The 16,537-nt window shown below is 57.6% G+C and carries 20 protein-coding genes and 1 tRNA gene; 12 read left to right on the top strand and 9 right to left on the bottom strand.

The window, feature by feature from the left end; genetic code table 11:
* Window positions 1-37: 37 nt before the first annotated feature.
* Complete coding sequence (locus JFT85_RS26035) at window positions 38-997, bottom strand: sugar ABC transporter substrate-binding protein (protein ID WP_053257063.1); 960 nt, start codon at window positions 995-997, stop codon at window positions 38-40.
* A 555-nt stretch (window positions 998-1,552) separates the two neighbouring features.
* On the opposite strand from JFT85_RS26035, the gene JFT85_RS26030 reads away from it, so the two are divergent.
* The 3 genes from JFT85_RS26030 to JFT85_RS26020 all read left to right on the top strand — a co-directional run bounded on the left by JFT85_RS26030 (window position 1,553) and on the right by JFT85_RS26020 (window position 3,775).
* Entirely contained in the window at window positions 1,553-2,641 is a 1,089-nt protein-coding gene (locus JFT85_RS26030) for an asparaginase (protein WP_053257064.1), read from the top strand.
* A 188-nt stretch (window positions 2,642-2,829) separates the two neighbouring features.
* Window positions 2,830-3,081, top strand: coding sequence for a DUF1654 domain-containing protein (locus tag JFT85_RS26025; protein ID WP_169875153.1), 252 nt, complete (start codon window positions 2,830-2,832; stop codon window positions 3,079-3,081).
* Between the two features lie 4 nt (window positions 3,082-3,085).
* Window positions 3,086-3,775, top strand: a complete 690-nt coding sequence (locus tag JFT85_RS26020) for an endonuclease (RefSeq protein WP_053257066.1) — start codon at window positions 3,086-3,088, stop codon at window positions 3,773-3,775.
* Window positions 3,776-3,806: 31 nt separating this feature from the next.
* Here JFT85_RS26020 and JFT85_RS26015 read toward each other — a convergent pair whose 3' ends face one another.
* The gene (locus JFT85_RS26015) at window positions 3,807-4,172 is read right to left on the bottom strand and encodes an SPOR domain-containing protein (protein WP_053257067.1); all 366 of its coding nucleotides are present in this window, start codon (window positions 4,170-4,172) and stop codon (window positions 3,807-3,809) included.
* Between the two features lie 262 nt (window positions 4,173-4,434).
* Here JFT85_RS26015 and csrA point away from each other — a divergent pair, with 262 nt between their 5' ends.
* The 3 genes from csrA to JFT85_RS26000 all read left to right on the top strand — a co-directional run bounded on the left by csrA (window position 4,435) and on the right by JFT85_RS26000 (window position 5,479).
* Window positions 4,435-4,629 carry a carbon storage regulator CsrA gene (gene csrA, locus JFT85_RS26010; RefSeq protein ID WP_003192511.1) on the top strand — a complete coding sequence of 65 codons (195 nt, stop codon included), beginning with the start codon at window positions 4,435-4,437 and terminating at the stop codon, window positions 4,627-4,629.
* Window positions 4,630-4,839: 210 nt separating this feature from the next.
* Window positions 4,840-5,103: a hypothetical protein gene (locus JFT85_RS26005; RefSeq protein WP_053257068.1), complete on the top strand. Its 264-nt coding sequence runs from the start codon at window positions 4,840-4,842 to the stop codon at window positions 5,101-5,103.
* A gap of 94 nt (window positions 5,104-5,197) precedes the next feature.
* A complete protein-coding gene (locus tag JFT85_RS26000; RefSeq protein ID WP_053258008.1) occupies window positions 5,198-5,479 on the top strand; it encodes a hypothetical protein in 282 nt (93 codons plus the stop codon).
* Window positions 5,480-5,513: 34 nt separating this feature from the next.
* Here JFT85_RS26000 and JFT85_RS25995 read toward each other — a convergent pair whose 3' ends face one another.
* Window positions 5,514-6,191 carry an HAD family hydrolase gene (locus tag JFT85_RS25995; RefSeq protein ID WP_078827007.1) on the bottom strand — a complete coding sequence of 226 codons (678 nt, stop codon included), beginning with the start codon at window positions 6,189-6,191 and terminating at the stop codon, window positions 5,514-5,516.
* Window positions 6,192-6,411: 220 nt separating this feature from the next.
* On the opposite strand from JFT85_RS25995, the gene JFT85_RS25990 reads away from it, so the two are divergent.
* The 5 genes from JFT85_RS25990 to JFT85_RS25970 all read left to right on the top strand — a co-directional run bounded on the left by JFT85_RS25990 (window position 6,412) and on the right by JFT85_RS25970 (window position 10,104).
* Window positions 6,412-7,182 carry an alpha/beta fold hydrolase gene (locus JFT85_RS25990; RefSeq protein WP_078827008.1) on the top strand — a complete coding sequence of 257 codons (771 nt, stop codon included), beginning with the start codon at window positions 6,412-6,414 and terminating at the stop codon, window positions 7,180-7,182.
* 112 nt (window positions 7,183-7,294) lie between these two features.
* The gene (locus JFT85_RS25985) at window positions 7,295-7,555 is read left to right on the top strand and encodes a DUF2790 domain-containing protein (RefSeq protein WP_053257071.1); all 261 of its coding nucleotides are present in this window, start codon (window positions 7,295-7,297) and stop codon (window positions 7,553-7,555) included.
* 42 nt (window positions 7,556-7,597) lie between these two features.
* Window positions 7,598-8,269: a heavy metal response regulator transcription factor gene (locus JFT85_RS25980; protein WP_053257072.1), complete on the top strand. Its 672-nt coding sequence runs from the start codon at window positions 7,598-7,600 to the stop codon at window positions 8,267-8,269.
* A complete protein-coding gene (locus tag JFT85_RS25975; RefSeq protein ID WP_053257073.1) occupies window positions 8,266-9,666 on the top strand; it encodes a heavy metal sensor histidine kinase in 1,401 nt (466 codons plus the stop codon). Before JFT85_RS25980 ends, JFT85_RS25975 begins: the two co-directional genes overlap by 4 nt.
* Before the next feature lie 213 nt (window positions 9,667-9,879).
* Window positions 9,880-10,104, top strand: a complete 225-nt coding sequence (locus JFT85_RS25970; RefSeq protein WP_187602465.1) for a hypothetical protein — start codon at window positions 9,880-9,882, stop codon at window positions 10,102-10,104.
* Window positions 10,105-10,110: 6 nt separating this feature from the next.
* Here JFT85_RS25970 and pcp read toward each other — a convergent pair whose 3' ends face one another.
* From pcp to JFT85_RS25940, 6 genes are all read right to left on the bottom strand, one after another.
* The gene (gene pcp / locus JFT85_RS25965; RefSeq protein ID WP_069551328.1) at window positions 10,111-10,752 is read right to left on the bottom strand and encodes a pyroglutamyl-peptidase I; all 642 of its coding nucleotides are present in this window, start codon (window positions 10,750-10,752) and stop codon (window positions 10,111-10,113) included.
* A gap of 7 nt (window positions 10,753-10,759) precedes the next feature.
* The gene (locus JFT85_RS25960; RefSeq protein WP_053257076.1) at window positions 10,760-11,710 is read right to left on the bottom strand and encodes a DUF979 domain-containing protein; all 951 of its coding nucleotides are present in this window, start codon (window positions 11,708-11,710) and stop codon (window positions 10,760-10,762) included.
* Entirely contained in the window at window positions 11,707-12,423 is a 717-nt protein-coding gene (locus tag JFT85_RS25955; protein ID WP_069551390.1) for a DUF969 domain-containing protein, read from the bottom strand. The genes JFT85_RS25960 and JFT85_RS25955 overlap by 4 nt, the downstream gene beginning before the upstream one ends.
* A 241-nt stretch (window positions 12,424-12,664) precedes the next feature.
* Window positions 12,665-13,090 carry a GNAT family N-acetyltransferase gene (locus JFT85_RS25950; RefSeq protein ID WP_053257077.1) on the bottom strand — a complete coding sequence of 142 codons (426 nt, stop codon included), beginning with the start codon at window positions 13,088-13,090 and terminating at the stop codon, window positions 12,665-12,667.
* A gap of 632 nt (window positions 13,091-13,722) precedes the next feature.
* Window positions 13,723-14,382 carry an acyltransferase gene (locus JFT85_RS25945; RefSeq protein ID WP_081006390.1) on the bottom strand — a complete coding sequence of 220 codons (660 nt, stop codon included), beginning with the start codon at window positions 14,380-14,382 and terminating at the stop codon, window positions 13,723-13,725.
* Window positions 14,383-14,851: 469 nt separating this feature from the next.
* A tRNA-Val gene (locus tag JFT85_RS25940) sits at window positions 14,852-14,928 on the bottom strand.
* Between the two features lie 184 nt (window positions 14,929-15,112).
* Here JFT85_RS25940 and JFT85_RS25935 point away from each other — a divergent pair.
* A complete protein-coding gene (locus tag JFT85_RS25935; RefSeq protein ID WP_053257078.1) occupies window positions 15,113-16,396 on the top strand; it encodes an NAD(P)/FAD-dependent oxidoreductase in 1,284 nt (427 codons plus the stop codon).
* Window positions 16,397-16,537: the final 141 nt, after the last annotated feature.

Here is a 16,537-nt window from a genome sequence, read left to right as displayed (position 1 = left end):
GCTCAGGACGAGCGGGCGCTGTTGGGTGCTGCCAGGATTACTTCTTGAGGACGAGTTCGACCGGGGTTTCGATCACGCCGTCCTTGGCATCGACTTGTTCACCCTTGACCAGCTTGAGCGCATTCTGGATACCGAACACAGCTTGCTGAGCAGCGGCTTGGTCGGCAGTCGCCAGGACGCGGCCGTCCTGCAGCATCGGTTTGATGGCTTCGATATTGTCGTAGCCCACCACCAGCACTTTGCCGGCCTTGCCTGCGGCACGTACTGCGGAGACTGCGCCCAGTGCCATGTTGTCGTTACCCGCCAGCAACGCCTTGAGGTCCGGGTATTCGCTCAGCATGGCGGAAGCGACTTTCTGGCCCTGATCGATTTCCCAGTTACCCGATTGGGTGGAAACGATCTTCATGCCGGCAGCGTCCATCGCATCCTTGTAGCCTGCGGTGCGCTGCTGGGCGTTGGTGGTGGTCGGCACGCCTTCGATGATGCCGACCTTGTCACCCGAGGTCAGGTGCTTGGCCAGGTAGTCACCGACCAGCTTGGAGCCTTTGCGGTTGTCCGGCCCCACAAACGGGATGTTGAGGTTTTTGCTTTTCAGTACGTCCGGATCAAGGCGGTTGTCGATGTTGACGACCTTGATGCCGGCATCCGAGGCTTTCTTAAGCACGGTGACCAATGCCTTGGAGTCGGCCGGGGCGATCACGATGGCGTTAACTTTGGCGAGGATCATCTGGTTGACGATATCGATCTGCGCACTGGTATCGGTTTCGTTCTTGATACCGTTGGTGATCATGTCGAAATCAGCGGCGTGGGTTTTCTGATAGTCCTTGGCGCCGTCCTGCATGGTCACGAAAAATTCGTTGGCAAGGGACTTCATCACCAGGCCGACCTTGGGTTTGGCGGCGGCGTCTTCAGCGAATACAGAGGAGAGAGGTAGAGCAGCGGATGCGGCAGCAAGCACAGCGACAGCAAGAAGACGTCCAGCAAATGGCAGCTTCATGGGTTCACTCCGATCTTATGATTATTGTAAGCAACGCTTGCACCGAAGAATGCTCCGGCAGCCCTCCCACCCGGGTGGCTGATACGAGTTTTCACGATACTCAGGGAGCGCTGCGTGAAACATCTCGCAAACGTTTGCGTTAGTCAAACTATGAGAACCTTGTCGAGATTTGTCAACGACGGAAATCTGCCTTTCATCTGACCCAGGCCTTTCACCGCACAGCTGATGTGACTAAACATGGCCTTCGCCCGACCGCTCGCTGAAACGACAGGCAGCTGCCCCACCGTCATACACGCCTGCATGAATATTCCATCATGGTTTTCGGACAACCGAACGCAATAGCCCCTCACTGTTCGGAAAGCCGGACAAACGCCCCTCAGCCCCACCTGCAAAACCAATATAAGTTGTTTTAAATCAACACGTTAATTTATATGTTCGGCCACCATCAGCCTGGTACAAATCCTGCTCTTTCTCAGCACCTCGCGGCATTCAGAATCGCCCGGGTGTTCTAGATGAACCTGCTACCGCACTCATCAAAAACCAGAGAGAAAAATAATGAAATCTGCACTGAAAACCTTCGTTCCGGGCGCCCTAGCCCTACTGCTGCTGTTCCCCGTTGCTGCCCAGGCAAAGGAAGTCGAAACCAAGACCAAGCTGGCCAACGTGGTGATTCTCGCCACCGGCGGGACCATTGCCGGCGCCGGCGCCAGCGCCGCCAACAGCGCCACCTACCAGGCGGCCAAGGTCGGTATCGAGCAATTGATCGCCGGTGTTCCTGAGCTTAGCCAGATCGCCAATGTCCGCGGCGAGCAAGTGATGCAAATTGCGTCCGAGAGCATCAACAACGAAAACCTTCTGCAGTTGGGTCGCCGAGTAGCCGAACTGGCTGACAGCAAGGACGTGGACGGCATCGTTATCACCCACGGTACCGACACCCTCGAAGAAACCGCTTACTTCCTGAACCTTGTGGAAAAGACCGACAAGCCAATCATCGTCGTCGGTTCAATGCGTCCTGGTACCGCCATGTCGGCTGACGGCATGCTCAACCTGTACAACGCCGTGGCTGTCGCCGGCAGCAAAGACGCTCGCGGCAAGGGTGTACTGGTCACCATGAACGATGAGATCCAATCGGGTCGCGACGTCAGCAAAATGATTAACATCAAGACCGAAGCATTCAAAAGCCCGTGGGGCCCGTTGGGCATGGTCGTTGAAGGCAAATCCTATTGGTTCCGCTTGCCTGCCAAGCGGCACACCATGGATTCCGAGTTCGACATCAAGACCATCAAAAGCCTGCCAGACGTGGAAATCGCCTACGGCTACGGCAACGTGAGCGACACCGCCGTCAAGGCCCTGGCCCAGGCCGGTGCCAAAGCCATCATCCATGCCGGCACCGGCAATGGTTCGGTGTCTTCCAAAGTCGTCCCTGCCCTGCAGGAACTGCGCAAGCAAGGCGTGCAAATCATTCGCTCTTCCCACGTGAATGCCGGCGGTTTCGTTCTGCGTAATGCTGAACAGCCTGACGACAAGTACGACTGGGTTGTCGCACACGACCTTAACCCACAGAAAGCCCGCATTCTGGCAATGGTTGCCCTGACCAAGACCCAGGACAGCAAAGAATTGCAACGGATGTTCTGGGAATATTGATTGTTGGTGACACCGGTAGAGGCGGGCTTGCTTGCCTCTACTTCCCCGCTCGCCCCTCGCTACACATTCCCCGCGCGACACCCGCTGTCTGAATGGACCGTCAAAACCAACTGGCTTGATTTTAATAAGTTGCGAAATTCGTAACAGTTAAATACTGTATGCACGTACAGCACAGTAAGGAATATTCCGTGGCAACGTCTTCTTCCGCAGCGCAAACCTCGCCTGACGCCTATACGCGACTCGCCGTTCGTGTGCAAAAAATCATCAATTCGACCAACGCCCAGAAAGCCAAGGCCGCCCTGATCTTCCGTTTGCCGGACGAGCCAGAGGAGGAATGGGGGCGCTTGCTGGAAGAAATAGCCGAGAACGACAACGTCACCCTCGCCTATCGGGATGATGGCGGCGTGCAGATATTCTGGGTTGTGCCGAAGGAAGATTGATTCAATGAGTGCCCGTTTTATTGCTGTTTTTTGCTTGTTTTTTACCGTTACCGCTCATGCTCAGGCGCCCCGAACCTTCAGTGAAGCCAAGAAAGTCGCCTGGAAGCTCTACGCACCACAGTCCACGGAGTTCTACTGCGGCTGCAAATACAATGGCAACCGTGTGGATTTGAAAGCCTGCGGTTACGTCCCACGCAAAAATGCCAACCGCGCTGCACGCATCGAATGGGAACACATCGTCCCGGCCTGGCAGATCGGGCATCAGCGCCAGTGCTGGCAAGCCGGTGGGCGCAAAAACTGTACGCGCTACGACGACGTGTTCAAGCGCGCCGAGGCGGACCTGCACAACCTGGTGCCGAGCATCGGTGAGGTCAATGGCGACCGTAACAACTTCAGTTTTGGATGGCTGCCGGTGCAACGTGGGCAGTACGGGTCATGCCTGACCCAGGTGGACTTCAAGGCCAAGAAGGTCATGCCCCGCCCATCCATTCGCGGGATGATCGCCCGGACCTATTTCTATATGAGCAAACAATACGGCTTGCGCCTCTCCAAACAGGACCGCCAACTGTATGAAGCCTGGAACAAGACCTACCCCGTGCAACCTTGGGAGCGTCAGCGCAACCAGACCGTGGCGTGTGTGATGGGCCGCGGTAACGAGTTTGTCGGCCCGGTGAACCTGAAAGCCTGCGGCTGAAAATGGGCGGGACTGCCGCCCAACCTGCCGGTTACTGCGCAGTCTTGTGCTCGATAACCTGCGACTCGGTATCATTTTTCTTGGCGCGTGCCAGTTTTTCGGTCAACAGGGCCTGCTTGGCTTCAGCTTCGGCCTTGCTCGCGAACGGGCCCAGCAAAACCTCGTCCTTGCCGTCGGTCTTCACGATATAAAAATTGAAACCATGTTCCAGCAGCCAGGCGGTCAAGTCGGTGATCGCCTGCAGTTTGTGGTCTGGCGGGCCCACCCACACGTCCCACTCCTGAGCGGCAATCACCCCGGTTTGAGGCTGGTTCTCGGTCACGGCAGGCTTGGCCTTGGGGGCATCGACCGGTTTACCTTCACCGCAACCGGCCAATGCCAACACCACAATTGCCATCGCTACTTTACGCACTGCCCTGCTCCTTTAAGGATAAAGAGGCAACTTTATCATTCACTGTCTATTCTGGCCGTCATAAACGTTGGCTTAAACAATGCGAATGATGTACCGCAGACCTGTATGATGCCGCCATGGGAATTAATGTCGCCTCTATGCGTCCTAAAAGAGGCAGTCACAGGGAAGCGCTTAGCAGTAAGCTACACACATCCGACACGTGCCCTGTCTGAAACATGTGCCCTTAAAAGTAATCAAGGAGAAGTCCATGCTGATACTCACCCGCAAAGTTGGTGAAAGCATAAACATCGGTGATGACATTACGATCACCATTCTGGGCGTCAGCGGCCAGCAAGTACGAATCGGCATCAACGCCCCCAAGGACGTTGCCGTGCATCGCGAGGAGATTTACCAGCGCATCCAGGCCGGCCTCACGGCTCCGGACAAAAACCAGACTCCTTGACGCCCTGCTCAGTAGCCAGCCTTTTCGTTCACTGTAACGGCTGGCGAAATCCCTCCAGCCTGTTCGCGCTTTCTTGCGCGATCCGCGCGCTAGACGCGTTCAGCTTCGCTGCAAGATGAAACTGTCTTGGCGCCTGGAACTTGTTGCGTAATTCGCAGCCGAATCTCCTGATTATTATCCTGCCATCCGAGTGCGTTCAGGAGCACGTCGATGAGGCCAAACGCAAAGCAGCCACTGGTTTCCAAGTCCTGGGGAATAGCCCTGCTGATAGGGTTGGTCTTCGTGGCGCTGGGATATGGCGTGAGGTTTGAAATTGAAGCGATCAGCGACCCCAGCAAGCGTTCGTGGCTGGACCTGGCGCTCTTCTTGTCTGGCTACCTGTTTGCGTTCTGCCTCCAGCCCATCCAAAAAGCTGTTCTGCGCAAATTGTGCCAACGAGCCGCGCAACGTCCCACGCAGAAAACCGCCCGCTGAGGCTCGCTTGTCCGCTATCTGATCGCTGGTATTTACAGCCTTGCAGCAGGATCTATGCTTGGTCTTGCACGGTCAGTCAAAGGCGTTAAAGCAGATGGACAGCCTCAACAAATACCAAATCGAGTCGGCACTGGCGGCGCGCCTGCCCAGCTACAAGATTACGTGTACCTTGCACGCTGACGGCACCCTGTCTGCCATCCTCAGTGGCCCGGAAACCGACCATTTCGCGATTACCGGAATCGTGCGCGCGAATTATCGCGGTGCCGAAGCGATTGCTCAGCTCGCCAATGAGATCCTCAGAGAGATGGTGATCTCACGCCAGGGAATGAGAAACAGCCGACTACAGGCACCCCCTGATCAAACCTCTCGCAAATAAGGCCGAGACCGGAAACGGCTCGGCTTTTTTCATTTCAGTCCGCCAGGCCCTGCAAGCTCAGCAGGCCGTCAGTGTCGCGCTGGACCCGCAACTGCTCATAGTCCTGGATGGTGGCATGCGCAGTGGCCATGGGCTTCAGGTGCGTCGCGGTAACCACCATGACATCCGCGCCGGCCGCCACCCCGGCTCGAATACCCACGGTTGCATCCTCGAACACCAGGCACTCGCGCACCGGTACGCCCAAACGCTGCGCCCCCAGTACATAACAGGCGGGGTCAGGCTTACCGCTGGCAACGTCCTCAGCCGTTACCAAGACTGCCGGCGGTTCAATACCCGCAGCAGCCAAGCGGCGTAACGCCAGTTCCCTGGGTGCAGAGGTGACCAGCGCCCATTGATCGCCAGGCAGGCCGTTCAAAAACTCGACCGCGCCGCCAATCGCCACGACCCCCTCGACATCGTTGATTTCCGCCTCAGTGATCCACTGCGCTTCAACTTTGGGGTCCACACCTGGCAATGCTTGACGGGTGATGGTGTCAATGGCGCGTGCGCCATGGATGGTGGTCAGGAAGGCCGACACATCCAGCCCGTGGCGCTCAGCCCAAGTGCTCCATACACGCTCGGCGGCCGCGATAGAGTTGAGCAGCGTGCCGTCCATATCGAACAGGAACGCGCGGTAACGTTGGGCAAATACGGCAGAACCTCGGATGGACACGACGCGGATTCCTCTTGGATTTAACAAATAATCGACCCGATGCAATCTACGGGTCACCTCCTCGCTTGTAAACGCCAGCGCCGCGCCGCTAACCAAGCGATTGCATGACAGGTTTGTCATCAACCCGTAAGTCTTATCAGCACCCTCACTTCCTACAGTGGCGTCGTCAGTCACCCACATCGGGTGGCACAACTTCCCACTGAAGATGAAGGGCCGCACGATGAAACCTGCACGCAAACTCTGCCTGATTGCCGCCAGCTTGTTGATACTGGGTACCGGCACCGCCATGGCCGGCACCGTCGCACCGGTCAAAGCCGACAACGTGGTGCTGGTGCACGGTTCCTGGGCTGACGGCTCGAGCTGGTCAGACGTCATTACCCGCCTCCAGGCCGCCGGCCTGCACGTGACCGCCGTACAGAACCCGCTGACATCGGTTGCCGATGACGTCGCCGCGACCAATCGCGTACTCGACCAACAGAACGGCCCTACCGTGCTGGTCGGCCATTCTTACGCCGGTAGTGTGATCAGCGACGCCGGTGCGAACCCGCACGTCAGCGCCCTGGTGTATGTGGCAGCCCGTGCACCGGACGCCAACGAAGACTTCGTCGCCCTTTCCGCCAACTACCCGAGCATGCCCGTCCGCGCCGGTGTGGTTGAGCACGACGGCTACCTGACCCTGAACCAGGATGCCTTCCTGAAATACTTCGCCGCCGATGTGCCACGCGCCAAAGCGCTTGAGCTGTACGCCGTACAACAACCGATTGCCAAGAGCCTGTTCAGCGGCCGCACCGTCAATGCGGCCTGGCACACCAAGCCGTCCTGGTACGCCGTGTCGAGCAATGACCAGACCATCAACCCGGACCTTGAGCGATTCCTCGCCAAGCGCATGAACGCCACCACCATCGAGCTGCCGTCGAGCCACTTGTCGCTGGTGTCCCACGCCAGGGAAATCACTGACCTGATCCTCGAAGCGTCCGGCCGCCAGCCTTAAACCGTTCATTACGAACTTGTCATGATCCTGTTGGTTGGCTGTTTGAGCTGCCTGGTTACTGTGAACTCACTGCCAGCAGCGGGCAGCCAACCCTTTAAAGAGAGAGACCACCATGAAACTGTTTATCCTCGGCTTCAGCGCCCTACTTGCCACCGGCTCAGTGTTCGCGGCCGACACAACCCCCGCCACCAACGTGATCCACGACAAGACCGGCTTCTTCGTGCACCTGGATGTCGACAAAGTGCTGTCGAGCACCGACACCTACGGCCAGTGCGGTATCGTCCCCGCCCGCCTCGATTACCTGGACCATCAGGGTCGCGAACACGTGCTGGACTATCAGGTTCAAGGCATTGGCTGCGCCAGTGATAATTGATCGGGCTACACTTGCGCAACGCTTAGAATCAGGGCACTTCCCATGAACATCCTCGTAGTCGAAGACGAACCCAAGGCCGGCAATTACCTGCTCAACGGCCTGCAGGAACTGGGTTACTCGGTAAGCCTCGCCCGGGACGGCGTGGACGGCTTGCACCAGGCGCTGGAAACGCCGTTCGACGTAATCGTGCTGGATGTGATGATGCCAAAAATGGACGGCTGGGAAGTGCTGCGCCGCCTGCGCAAGGAGGCTGACACACCGGTCCTGTTCCTGACCGCCCGCGATGATATTGCCGACCGTATCAAAGGCCTGGAACTGGGTGCTGATGATTACCTGATCAAGCCGTTTTCCTTCGCCGAGCTGGTCGCCCGGTTACGCACCCTGACCCGCCGCGGCCCCAGTCGCGAAGAAGAGCACCTGCACATTGCCGACCTGCAAATCGATGTACTGAAACGCCGGGTCACGCGGGCCGGTACACGCATTACCCTGACCAATAAGGAGTTCGCCCTGCTGCACCTGTTCGCCACCCACCAGGATCAGGTGCTGTCACGTTCGATGATCGCCTCGCGGGTCTGGGACATGAACTTCGACAGCGACACCAATGTGGTCGATGTCGCCGTACGACGCTTGCGCCTGAAAATCGATGACCCGTTCCAGCTCAAGTTAATTCACAGCGTGCGGGGCATTGGCTACCGCTTCGACATACAGCCATGAACCACCGCCGCCACTACTCGCTGACTCTGCGCCTGGCGCTGATCTTCGCTTTGCTCGCCTTCGCCCTGCTGGCCACCCTGGGCGTTGCGCTGTATCGCGAACTTGAGCGTGAACTGGTCAAGCGCGACGATGCCGCCCTGATCTATCGCGCCGACCAGTTACGCAACCTGCTCAACGACAGCAATACCCTGGACCTGATCAAGACCAAGCCAGAGCTGTTCAAGAACATGCTGGGCAACAGCGAGTCGGTGCTGAGCATCGCGGCGCCGGGGCAAAAGCCGTTGTTGTTGGTTAACCCGGGCAACATTGAAATGCCGTCCGTAGTTCCCGTCCCCAAAGACCACGAGCTGGGCTTTTCCGACGTGCACCATTTGCCCGGTGTGAATGGCGTGCCTTTCGCCACCGTAGCTGCATCCATCGACTCCGGAGACCTCGGCAGCCTGCAAGTCACCACCGGGCGCCTGATGACTGAACGCACCGCCATGCTCGCCAGCTATCGCCTGAGCGTGTTTGTCCTGGCAACCATTGCAGCGATCATTCTCGCCTTGGTGGGTTACCTGCTGGTGTACCGCGGGCTTTTGCCGTTGCGGCGCCTGGCCACGCACACCCAAGGCATCGGCGTGGGCAACCTGGCCGAGCGACTCGACAGCCACGGCGCACCGAAAGAGCTGCTGCCGATGATCGACGCCTTCAACACCATGCTGGAGCGACTGGCCAAAGGCTTCGTGCAACTGGGCCAGGTGTCCACCGACATGGCCCACGAACTGCGTACGCCGATCAACAACCTGCTGGGCGAAACGCAAGTCGCGCTGCAACAGAGCCGCAGCATCGAAAGCTACCAGCAACTGCTGGCCTCCAATGTCGAAGAACTCGAACGCCTGGCGCGGATGCTCGACAACATGCTGTTCCTCGCCCGCACCGACCCGGCCAGCGCCCTGCGCCAGCGCCAGGCGCTGAGTGCAGCGGATGAAGTGGAGCGTATGGCTGACTACTTCGAAGGGTTGGCGAGCGACGTGGGTATCAGCATTCTCGCCGAGGGTGACGGTGTGATCTGGGCTGAACCGATGCTACTGCGTCGTGCACTGGCCAATCTGTGTGCAAACGCTATCAAGTACGGCGCCCCGCGTTCGGACCTGCTGATTCAGGCGGTTCCGAATACCGATGGCATCAACCTGCGGGTCAGCAACCGGGGCGAAACCATCCCTGCCGAGCATTTGCCGCGCCTGTTCGAACGGTTTTACCGAGTGGATGAGTCGCGGGAACGCTCGGCCCAGTCCAATGGGTTGGGGCTGTCGATTGTGGCGACGATCATGCTCCTGCATAACGGTCGCTACAGCGTTACCAGTGATGCAGGGCTGACGTGTTTTGAGCTGTTCTTTCCAAAGCGGGAAGCCTGATACCCCAGGCCAGAACCCTGGTGGTATTTTGCAAAAATTTGTCGCTCACGGCCGGCCCAAACTCGCACTAATCTTCGTTCCCAGGCGCTCTCTCATTTCAACTAAAAAAGGGGTCACGCGTTGGAGAAAAAACAGTATCGGCTTGGTTGGGCGAACACGCTGAACATCCCGGTTCAAGGTCGAGCCGGTGGGGGTAATGACGGAGGTTCGGGTATGGAAAAACGCTTGGGTTTACTGGAAAAAGGGCTGGCTGAAATGAAAGTGAAGCTATTCGCCGTTTCGAGCAGGGCAGACTCCATGGAAAAGCACTTCGCCACCAAGGCGGACCTGGCGACCACGGAGCTGAATCTCATCAAATGGTACGTGGCCACCGCGTTCGCAATGACCGGGCTCGCGTGCGCCATTACCTTCGGCCTGACCCGACTGTTGAACGGCTAAGGCAGATCAACTGATCTGCCCACCGCTTTGTACCGTATCAACCTCAGTGCTCCACGCCACACGTACCGCTTCGCGCAGCCCCTCGACTGTCGTCACCAGCGGCATTGACGCCTGCCCAGTATCAGCGACCTGCTCCGGCAGGTTGGGTACATGGATAAATCCGCTGCGAACGTCCGTACCGACCAGCGCGTGCTGCAACAGGTAAAACACCTGATTACACACAAACGTGCCCGCAGTCTGCGAAACCGACGCCGCAACCCCAGCGTCGCGCAATGCCTTGACCATAGCCTTGATCGGCAGCGTGCTGAAGTAGGCGGCCGGCCCGCCAACCACCACCGCCGTATCGATAGGTTGCTCGCCCAGATTATCGGGGATGCGTGCATCGTTGACGTTGATCGCCACCCGCTCGATGGAGATATCACTACGCCCAGGCCCAAGACCCGTGGCAATCACCATCGCCGGGCGCAGCTCGGCGATCAGCCCCGTCAGGCACTTCCCTACTGTGGAAAACGCACAGGGCAGGCGGCGCGCAGCAATCTGCACACCCTCGGCCAATTGCACGCCATCCAACTGCCGCACGGCCTCCCAGGACGGGTTGACCGGGTCTTGATCAAAGGGCTCGAAGCCCATCAGCAGTACAGTTTGCATCTTGGCCTCACATCAACAGGTAGAGCAGGACAATATTGACGACCAGCATCATTAATGCGGTCGGCAGTTGCGCCTTGATCACCGCGTTCTTGTCCGGCAACTCCAGTAACGCTGCCGGCACAATATTGAAGTTGGCCGCCATGGGGGTCATCAGCGTACCGCAATAGCCGGAGAACATACCGATCGCCGCCATCACCGCCGGGTTACCGCCATAAATACCCACCAGTACCGGCACGCCAACACCGCCGGTCATGACCGGGAAAGCCGCAAAGCCATTGCCCATGATAACGGTGAACAGGGCCATGCCCAGTACATACACCATCACCGCCACCAGCTTGAAATCCAGGTTGATGTAGGTGGTAGTCACATGCGCAACCGCCGTGCCGACCCCGGCTTCATTGAATAAGAGCCCAAGCATCGCCAGCATCTGCGGGAGCACCATGGCCCAGCCCAAGGCTTCGGTCAGGCGCCGGGATTCGCGCAAGGCTTGCACCGGCGTATCGCGAGTCAACCAACAGGCCAGACCGAGGGCGATCAGGCAACCGACACCGAGGGATACAAAGGTGGTGTTTTTCGGGTCCAGCAGTGGCACGCCACCGATTTCGGTGTGCTTGAGCAATACCGAACCAATCACGGTCGTCAGGGGAATGGCCAACGCCGGGATAAACAGCTTGTGGCCCAGTCGACCGGCACTGGCACGGGCAGACTTGTCATGCAACTCGGTATGTGTGCCTCGACCGACGCCACCGAAACCTGCGATCAACGCCATCACTACCACGCCAACGCCAATGAGCACCGGCGGCAAGCGCTCCCCGACCAGGAACGGCATGGCGAACAGCAACCAGAATACGGCGCTGGACCAGCGCTTGGGATGGCTTCGATCCAACAGGATCATGCCTGCGGTAATCAGCAACAAAATGCCGGCAAGCCAGTACAGGTATTCAATCGAGATGATCATTGCGCAGCCTCCACAGGTGTGGCGACGGGCGTCATCTCGCGGGTGAGTCTGCGGTCAAACCGGTGCAGGCGAATCGCATGAATGATAAAGGCACAAATCGCTGTCGGGATGCCCCACACGGCAATGTGCAGCGGCTCCACATCGATGCCCGAACCGAGCAGGAAAGTATGCATCAGCGCAATCGCACCAAAGGCGACAAAGATGTCTTCACCGAAAAACAGCCCGACGTTATCGGTTGCCGCACACATGGCCAGCACCTTGTGGCGCAGCTTGTCCGGCAGCTTGCCATAACGTTTTTCGGCGGCGCCCTCGGCCATCGGCGCCAGCAGCGGTCGCACCATTTGCGGATGCCCACCCAAGCTGGTAAGCCCCATCGCTGCCGTTGACTCGCGCACAAACAGATAGATGATCAACAAGCGCCCGACGGTGGCGCGCTCAAAACGAGCGATCCAGTTTTGCGCGTGCAGGCGTAAACCATGGCGCTCCAATAGACCAATAACGGCCAGGGGCAATAACAAGATCAGTTGCAGGGCACGGGTTTGAAGGAATCCTTCGCCCATGCTGGCGAGAATTCTTTCCAACGGAAAGTGGGCGGCAAGCCCGGTCGCGATAGAGGCGGCGGTGACCACCAACAGCGGATTGAAACGCAAGACGAAGCCAACCACGATGACAAGTACGCCGATCAACGGCCATAGGTTCACAACAGTTTGCATGACGATGAGGTCCTTGAATGCGCGCTGCGGCGCCATTACAGCAGGATGTGAACAAAGGGTTCACAGCATGAAAGTAGCGTGCAGCCCGGCGCGGTTTTTATTGTTGACCTGGAAGGTCGAGCGTCAGTGGCGGCAACTGTGCTGCTTGGGGGCGGGGGGTGTCCAACAAGAAAAATTGTTGCTGCAAACCAATAAATTTTGTGGGTGATTGGCGCCAGATGATCCGGCGCCGTGCAAGGATTCAGCCCAGGTGTTTTTGAAAAAAGTGCCGTTGATGGCCCGGCGGATAATCAGCGATATGGCCAAACTCACTGAAGCCCAGCTTGCGATAAAAATCCGGCGCCTGGAAGCTGAAGGTGTCCAGCCAGATCCCGGCGCAGCCGCGTTCACGCGCCAACTCTTCAGCGGCGCCCATCAAACGCGTGCCGGTTCCCTGAGTACGCATCGAGTGCGGAACACTCAAGAGTTCAACGAACAACCATCCGTAGGAAATCTTCCCATATAGGCCGCCCACCACCTCCTGAGAAGTGGGATCACGTAGCAATATGCCGACGGTTTCAAATGCCATTTCGCCGGTATGGCTGAGGTTATAGGCCCTCAGCGGTTTGAGGATGGCCTCACGCTCCTGCGCTGTTACATCGAACGACACTTCCATTGCCAATTTCATCGTTTGCTCCCAGGGCTGAATCAATCATCCGCCAGTATGCCGGGTCACTGCGGCTTACGCAGCGCCTCATAACCGGGGCAAATGTCTGAGGCCCCAAACCAACACGCCCAGCCCTGCGCCCGCCCATTTGAAAGCGCGGTATTGATCCACCCAGATCAGCTCCACAGCGAAATCCTGTTACAGGCCTATACTCAATAATGCGGTGGAGCGTATTGCGCACCGCACACGATACTGTTGCCACCAAAGAGGGTAGCCACTATGTACGCAGGACAAATGGGTATGCCAACAACGAATGGTGAAATACGCTGCCAGTTGGTGGTTCAAATCATCTGCCTGTTATCGGTTGCTACGCTGTTCTGCTGATCAATCAGTCACACCGGCCTTCAATATCTGTCGCTGACCCCCATGCGGCCCGCCCCTTAGCGCTCGACACTTAAATAACATGCCTGAAGGGCTTGAACTGCGGGCAATAACTATAGGCGCCAGCGTAATGCTGAAGACAGCGAACACCAGCGCAGGAATAACCCAGAGCATCGAATGGCCTTCAATGAAGGGGCCGTAAATAATACTCAGCCTGTTCATTATAAAAATATGCAAGCAGTACACACCCAGGGTACAGCCTGCCAGCACATTTAATGTTTTAGCGTACCTGGACAGCCGCGACCCCAGACTAATAAACAGCCGAAACCCGAAAACCGCGCCGACCACAACAAATGGCGAAAGATAAGAAAAAAACAGCTGATTGGGCGTGCCGTCTCGCAGTGATAACCAATAGGTCGCCAGCGCGGTGCACGCCGCGCGCGTGATAAACCTGCAGCATCCGCCACAAGCGATGGCTTCGCCTGCGTGTTGATCCGGTCAAACACGTAAGCCCCAAGAAACACAAACCCACTTAAACCGACAATCGATGAAAGCCCGTACACCGTGGCGAGGTCACCCCCAGCCGGATAAAAATAAGACACTAATGGAATAATGCAGGCTACAACGAACCAGAGAGCGAGATAGGTAATCTTTTCCGCCTCTGTGGAATGTCGATAAATCTTCGACATAAATGGAATAAACAGATAAATCCCTACCAAGGCATACAGGTACCACAGGTGACAATAGGCCGGCCCCTTGACCACGGAAAACAGTGAGGCACTTAACCCACTGTAATCGCCACTCAACCTGGCCTTCCACAGCACGTAGAACACCGACCAAAATATCAACGGAGGGAAGATGCGTAAAAATCGTTTGGTGTAAAACTGCCTTACGCCTTCTTCCCTGCCCAGCAACAGTGCACCTGACAACATCAAAAAAGTGGGACACACGCCCGAACCAGTGAGTCGTACGCATTAAAATAAACCCAGTCATGACTGAATTCGGCAACGCCCGTGGCGGACACATGAAGAACAACGACCATTAAGCACGCGACGATTCGCGTGAAATCCAATCCAACACTTAGGTCTTTTCTCATTGCTCCCTTCGAGCGCCTATCACGCGACATTTGATTTTATTTTATCTGGCAGCCTTATCCTTAAGGCTGACATCACCAAAACATTCGTTATAACAGTAGCGTGAAAAGCGCCCGTACGGGTATAGGCTATAGTGTGTCGACCCCTTTCAACTCCTGCGTTGATTGCCCTCACGCCAGCTTGAAGCAATGCTGTTCAACACTGCACGCCAGAGCCCAAACGGGAGGCCGACTCAAATCGCAGGCAACAAAAAAGGGCCCACCTTTCGGTGAGCCCTTCTAGACCGCCCAGCAGAGCGGATTTTGTTTGGTAGGCGCGATTGGACTCGAACCAACGACCCCCACCATGTCAAGGTGGTGCTCTAACCAACTGAGCTACGTGCCTGCTGTGAGGCGGCATTCTACGGAATTCCGGAGGGGTGTCAACATCTTTTTTGCAGCTAACCCTATGAATATGCGAATTATTTATTGGCGCTGGGCACACCCGAGGTTTTCGGGTGGCTGGCAGGCAATTTTCAACTCAGGTAGGATCGGCGCACTCGTAAAAAATATAAAACAGAGGTTCCAGGATGGCGAACACCCCCTACCCCCAGTCCTATTACGCCGCATCCGCGAATGCGGTTCCGCCTCGCCCGGTACTCCAAGGTGAAGTCGAAACCGATGTGTGCGTGATCGGCGCCGGCTACACCGGCCTTTCAAGCGCGCTGTTTCTGCTGGAGAACGGTTTTCGCGTCACCGTACTGGAAGCCGCCAAAGTGGGGTTCGGCGCCTCGGGCCGCAATGGTGGGCAGATCGTCAACAGCTACAGCCGCGATATCGATGTGATCGAGCGTAGCGTCGGCCCCAAGCAGGCACAGTTGCTTGGGCAGATGGCATTTGAAGGCGGCAAGATTATTCGCGAGCGCGTGGCCAAATATCAGATCCAGTGCGACCTGAAGGACGGTGGCGTGTTCGCCGCGCTTAATAGCAAGCATATGGGCCACCTGGAGTCACAGAAGCGCCTGTGGGAGCGCTATGGCCATACGCAACTGGAGTTACTGGACGAGCGCCGTATCCGCGAAGTGGTGGCCTGTGACAACTATGTCGGCGGCCTGCTGGACATGAGCGGCGGACACATTCATCCGCTTAACCTGGCGCTGGGTGAGGCGGCGGCTGTGGAATCCCTGGGCGGTACGATCTACGAGCAATCGGCAGCGGTGCGTATCGAGCGCGGCGCCAACCCGGTGGTGCATACCGCCGAGGGCAAGGTCAGGGCCAAGTTCATCATCGTCGCGGGCAACGCCTACCTCGGGAACCTGGTGCCGGAGCTGGCGGCCAAGTCGATGCCATGCGGCACTCAGGTCATCACCACCGCACCACTGGGCGACGAACTGGCCAAGACGTTACTGCCGCAGGATTACTGCGTCGAGGACTGCAACTACCTGCTGGACTATTATCGCCTCACCAGCGACAAGCGCCTGATCTTCGGCGGCGGCGTGGTGTATGGCGCACGCGACCCGGCCAACATCGAAGCAATCATCCGCCCGAAGATGCTCAAAGCGTTCCCGCAGCTCAAAGATGTGAAAATCGACTACGCCTGGACCGGCAATTTCCTGCTGACCCTGTCGCGCCTGCCGCAGGTCGGTCGTCTGGGGGACAACATCTATTACTCCCAGGGCTGCAGCGGCCATGGCGTGACGTACACGCACTTGGCTGGCAAGGTACTGGCGGAGGCGTTGAGAGGCCAGGCTGAGCGTTTTGATGCGTTTGCCGATCTGCCGCACTACCCGTTCCCGGGTGGGCAACTGTTGCGCACACCGTTTGCTGCGCTGGGCGCGTGGTACTACGGGCTGCGGGATAAGCTGGGGTTCTGAGCCGACCTGATTGTGGGAGCGGGCTTGCCCGCTCCCACATTTCTGACCGAGGAACAGCCGGAGCCAAATTGCAGACACAAAAAACCCCGGTCTTTCGACCAGGGTCTTTGCTATCGGATCAAAGAAGCTTAACGCTTGCTT

This window comes from Pseudomonas sp. TH04, from assembly GCF_016651355.1.
GTDB lineage: Bacteria > Pseudomonadota > Gammaproteobacteria > Pseudomonadales > Pseudomonadaceae > Aquipseudomonas > Aquipseudomonas fluorescens.
The sequence above is the reverse complement of the archived record's forward strand: the minus strand, read 5'-3'. Positions and strand labels throughout refer to the sequence as shown.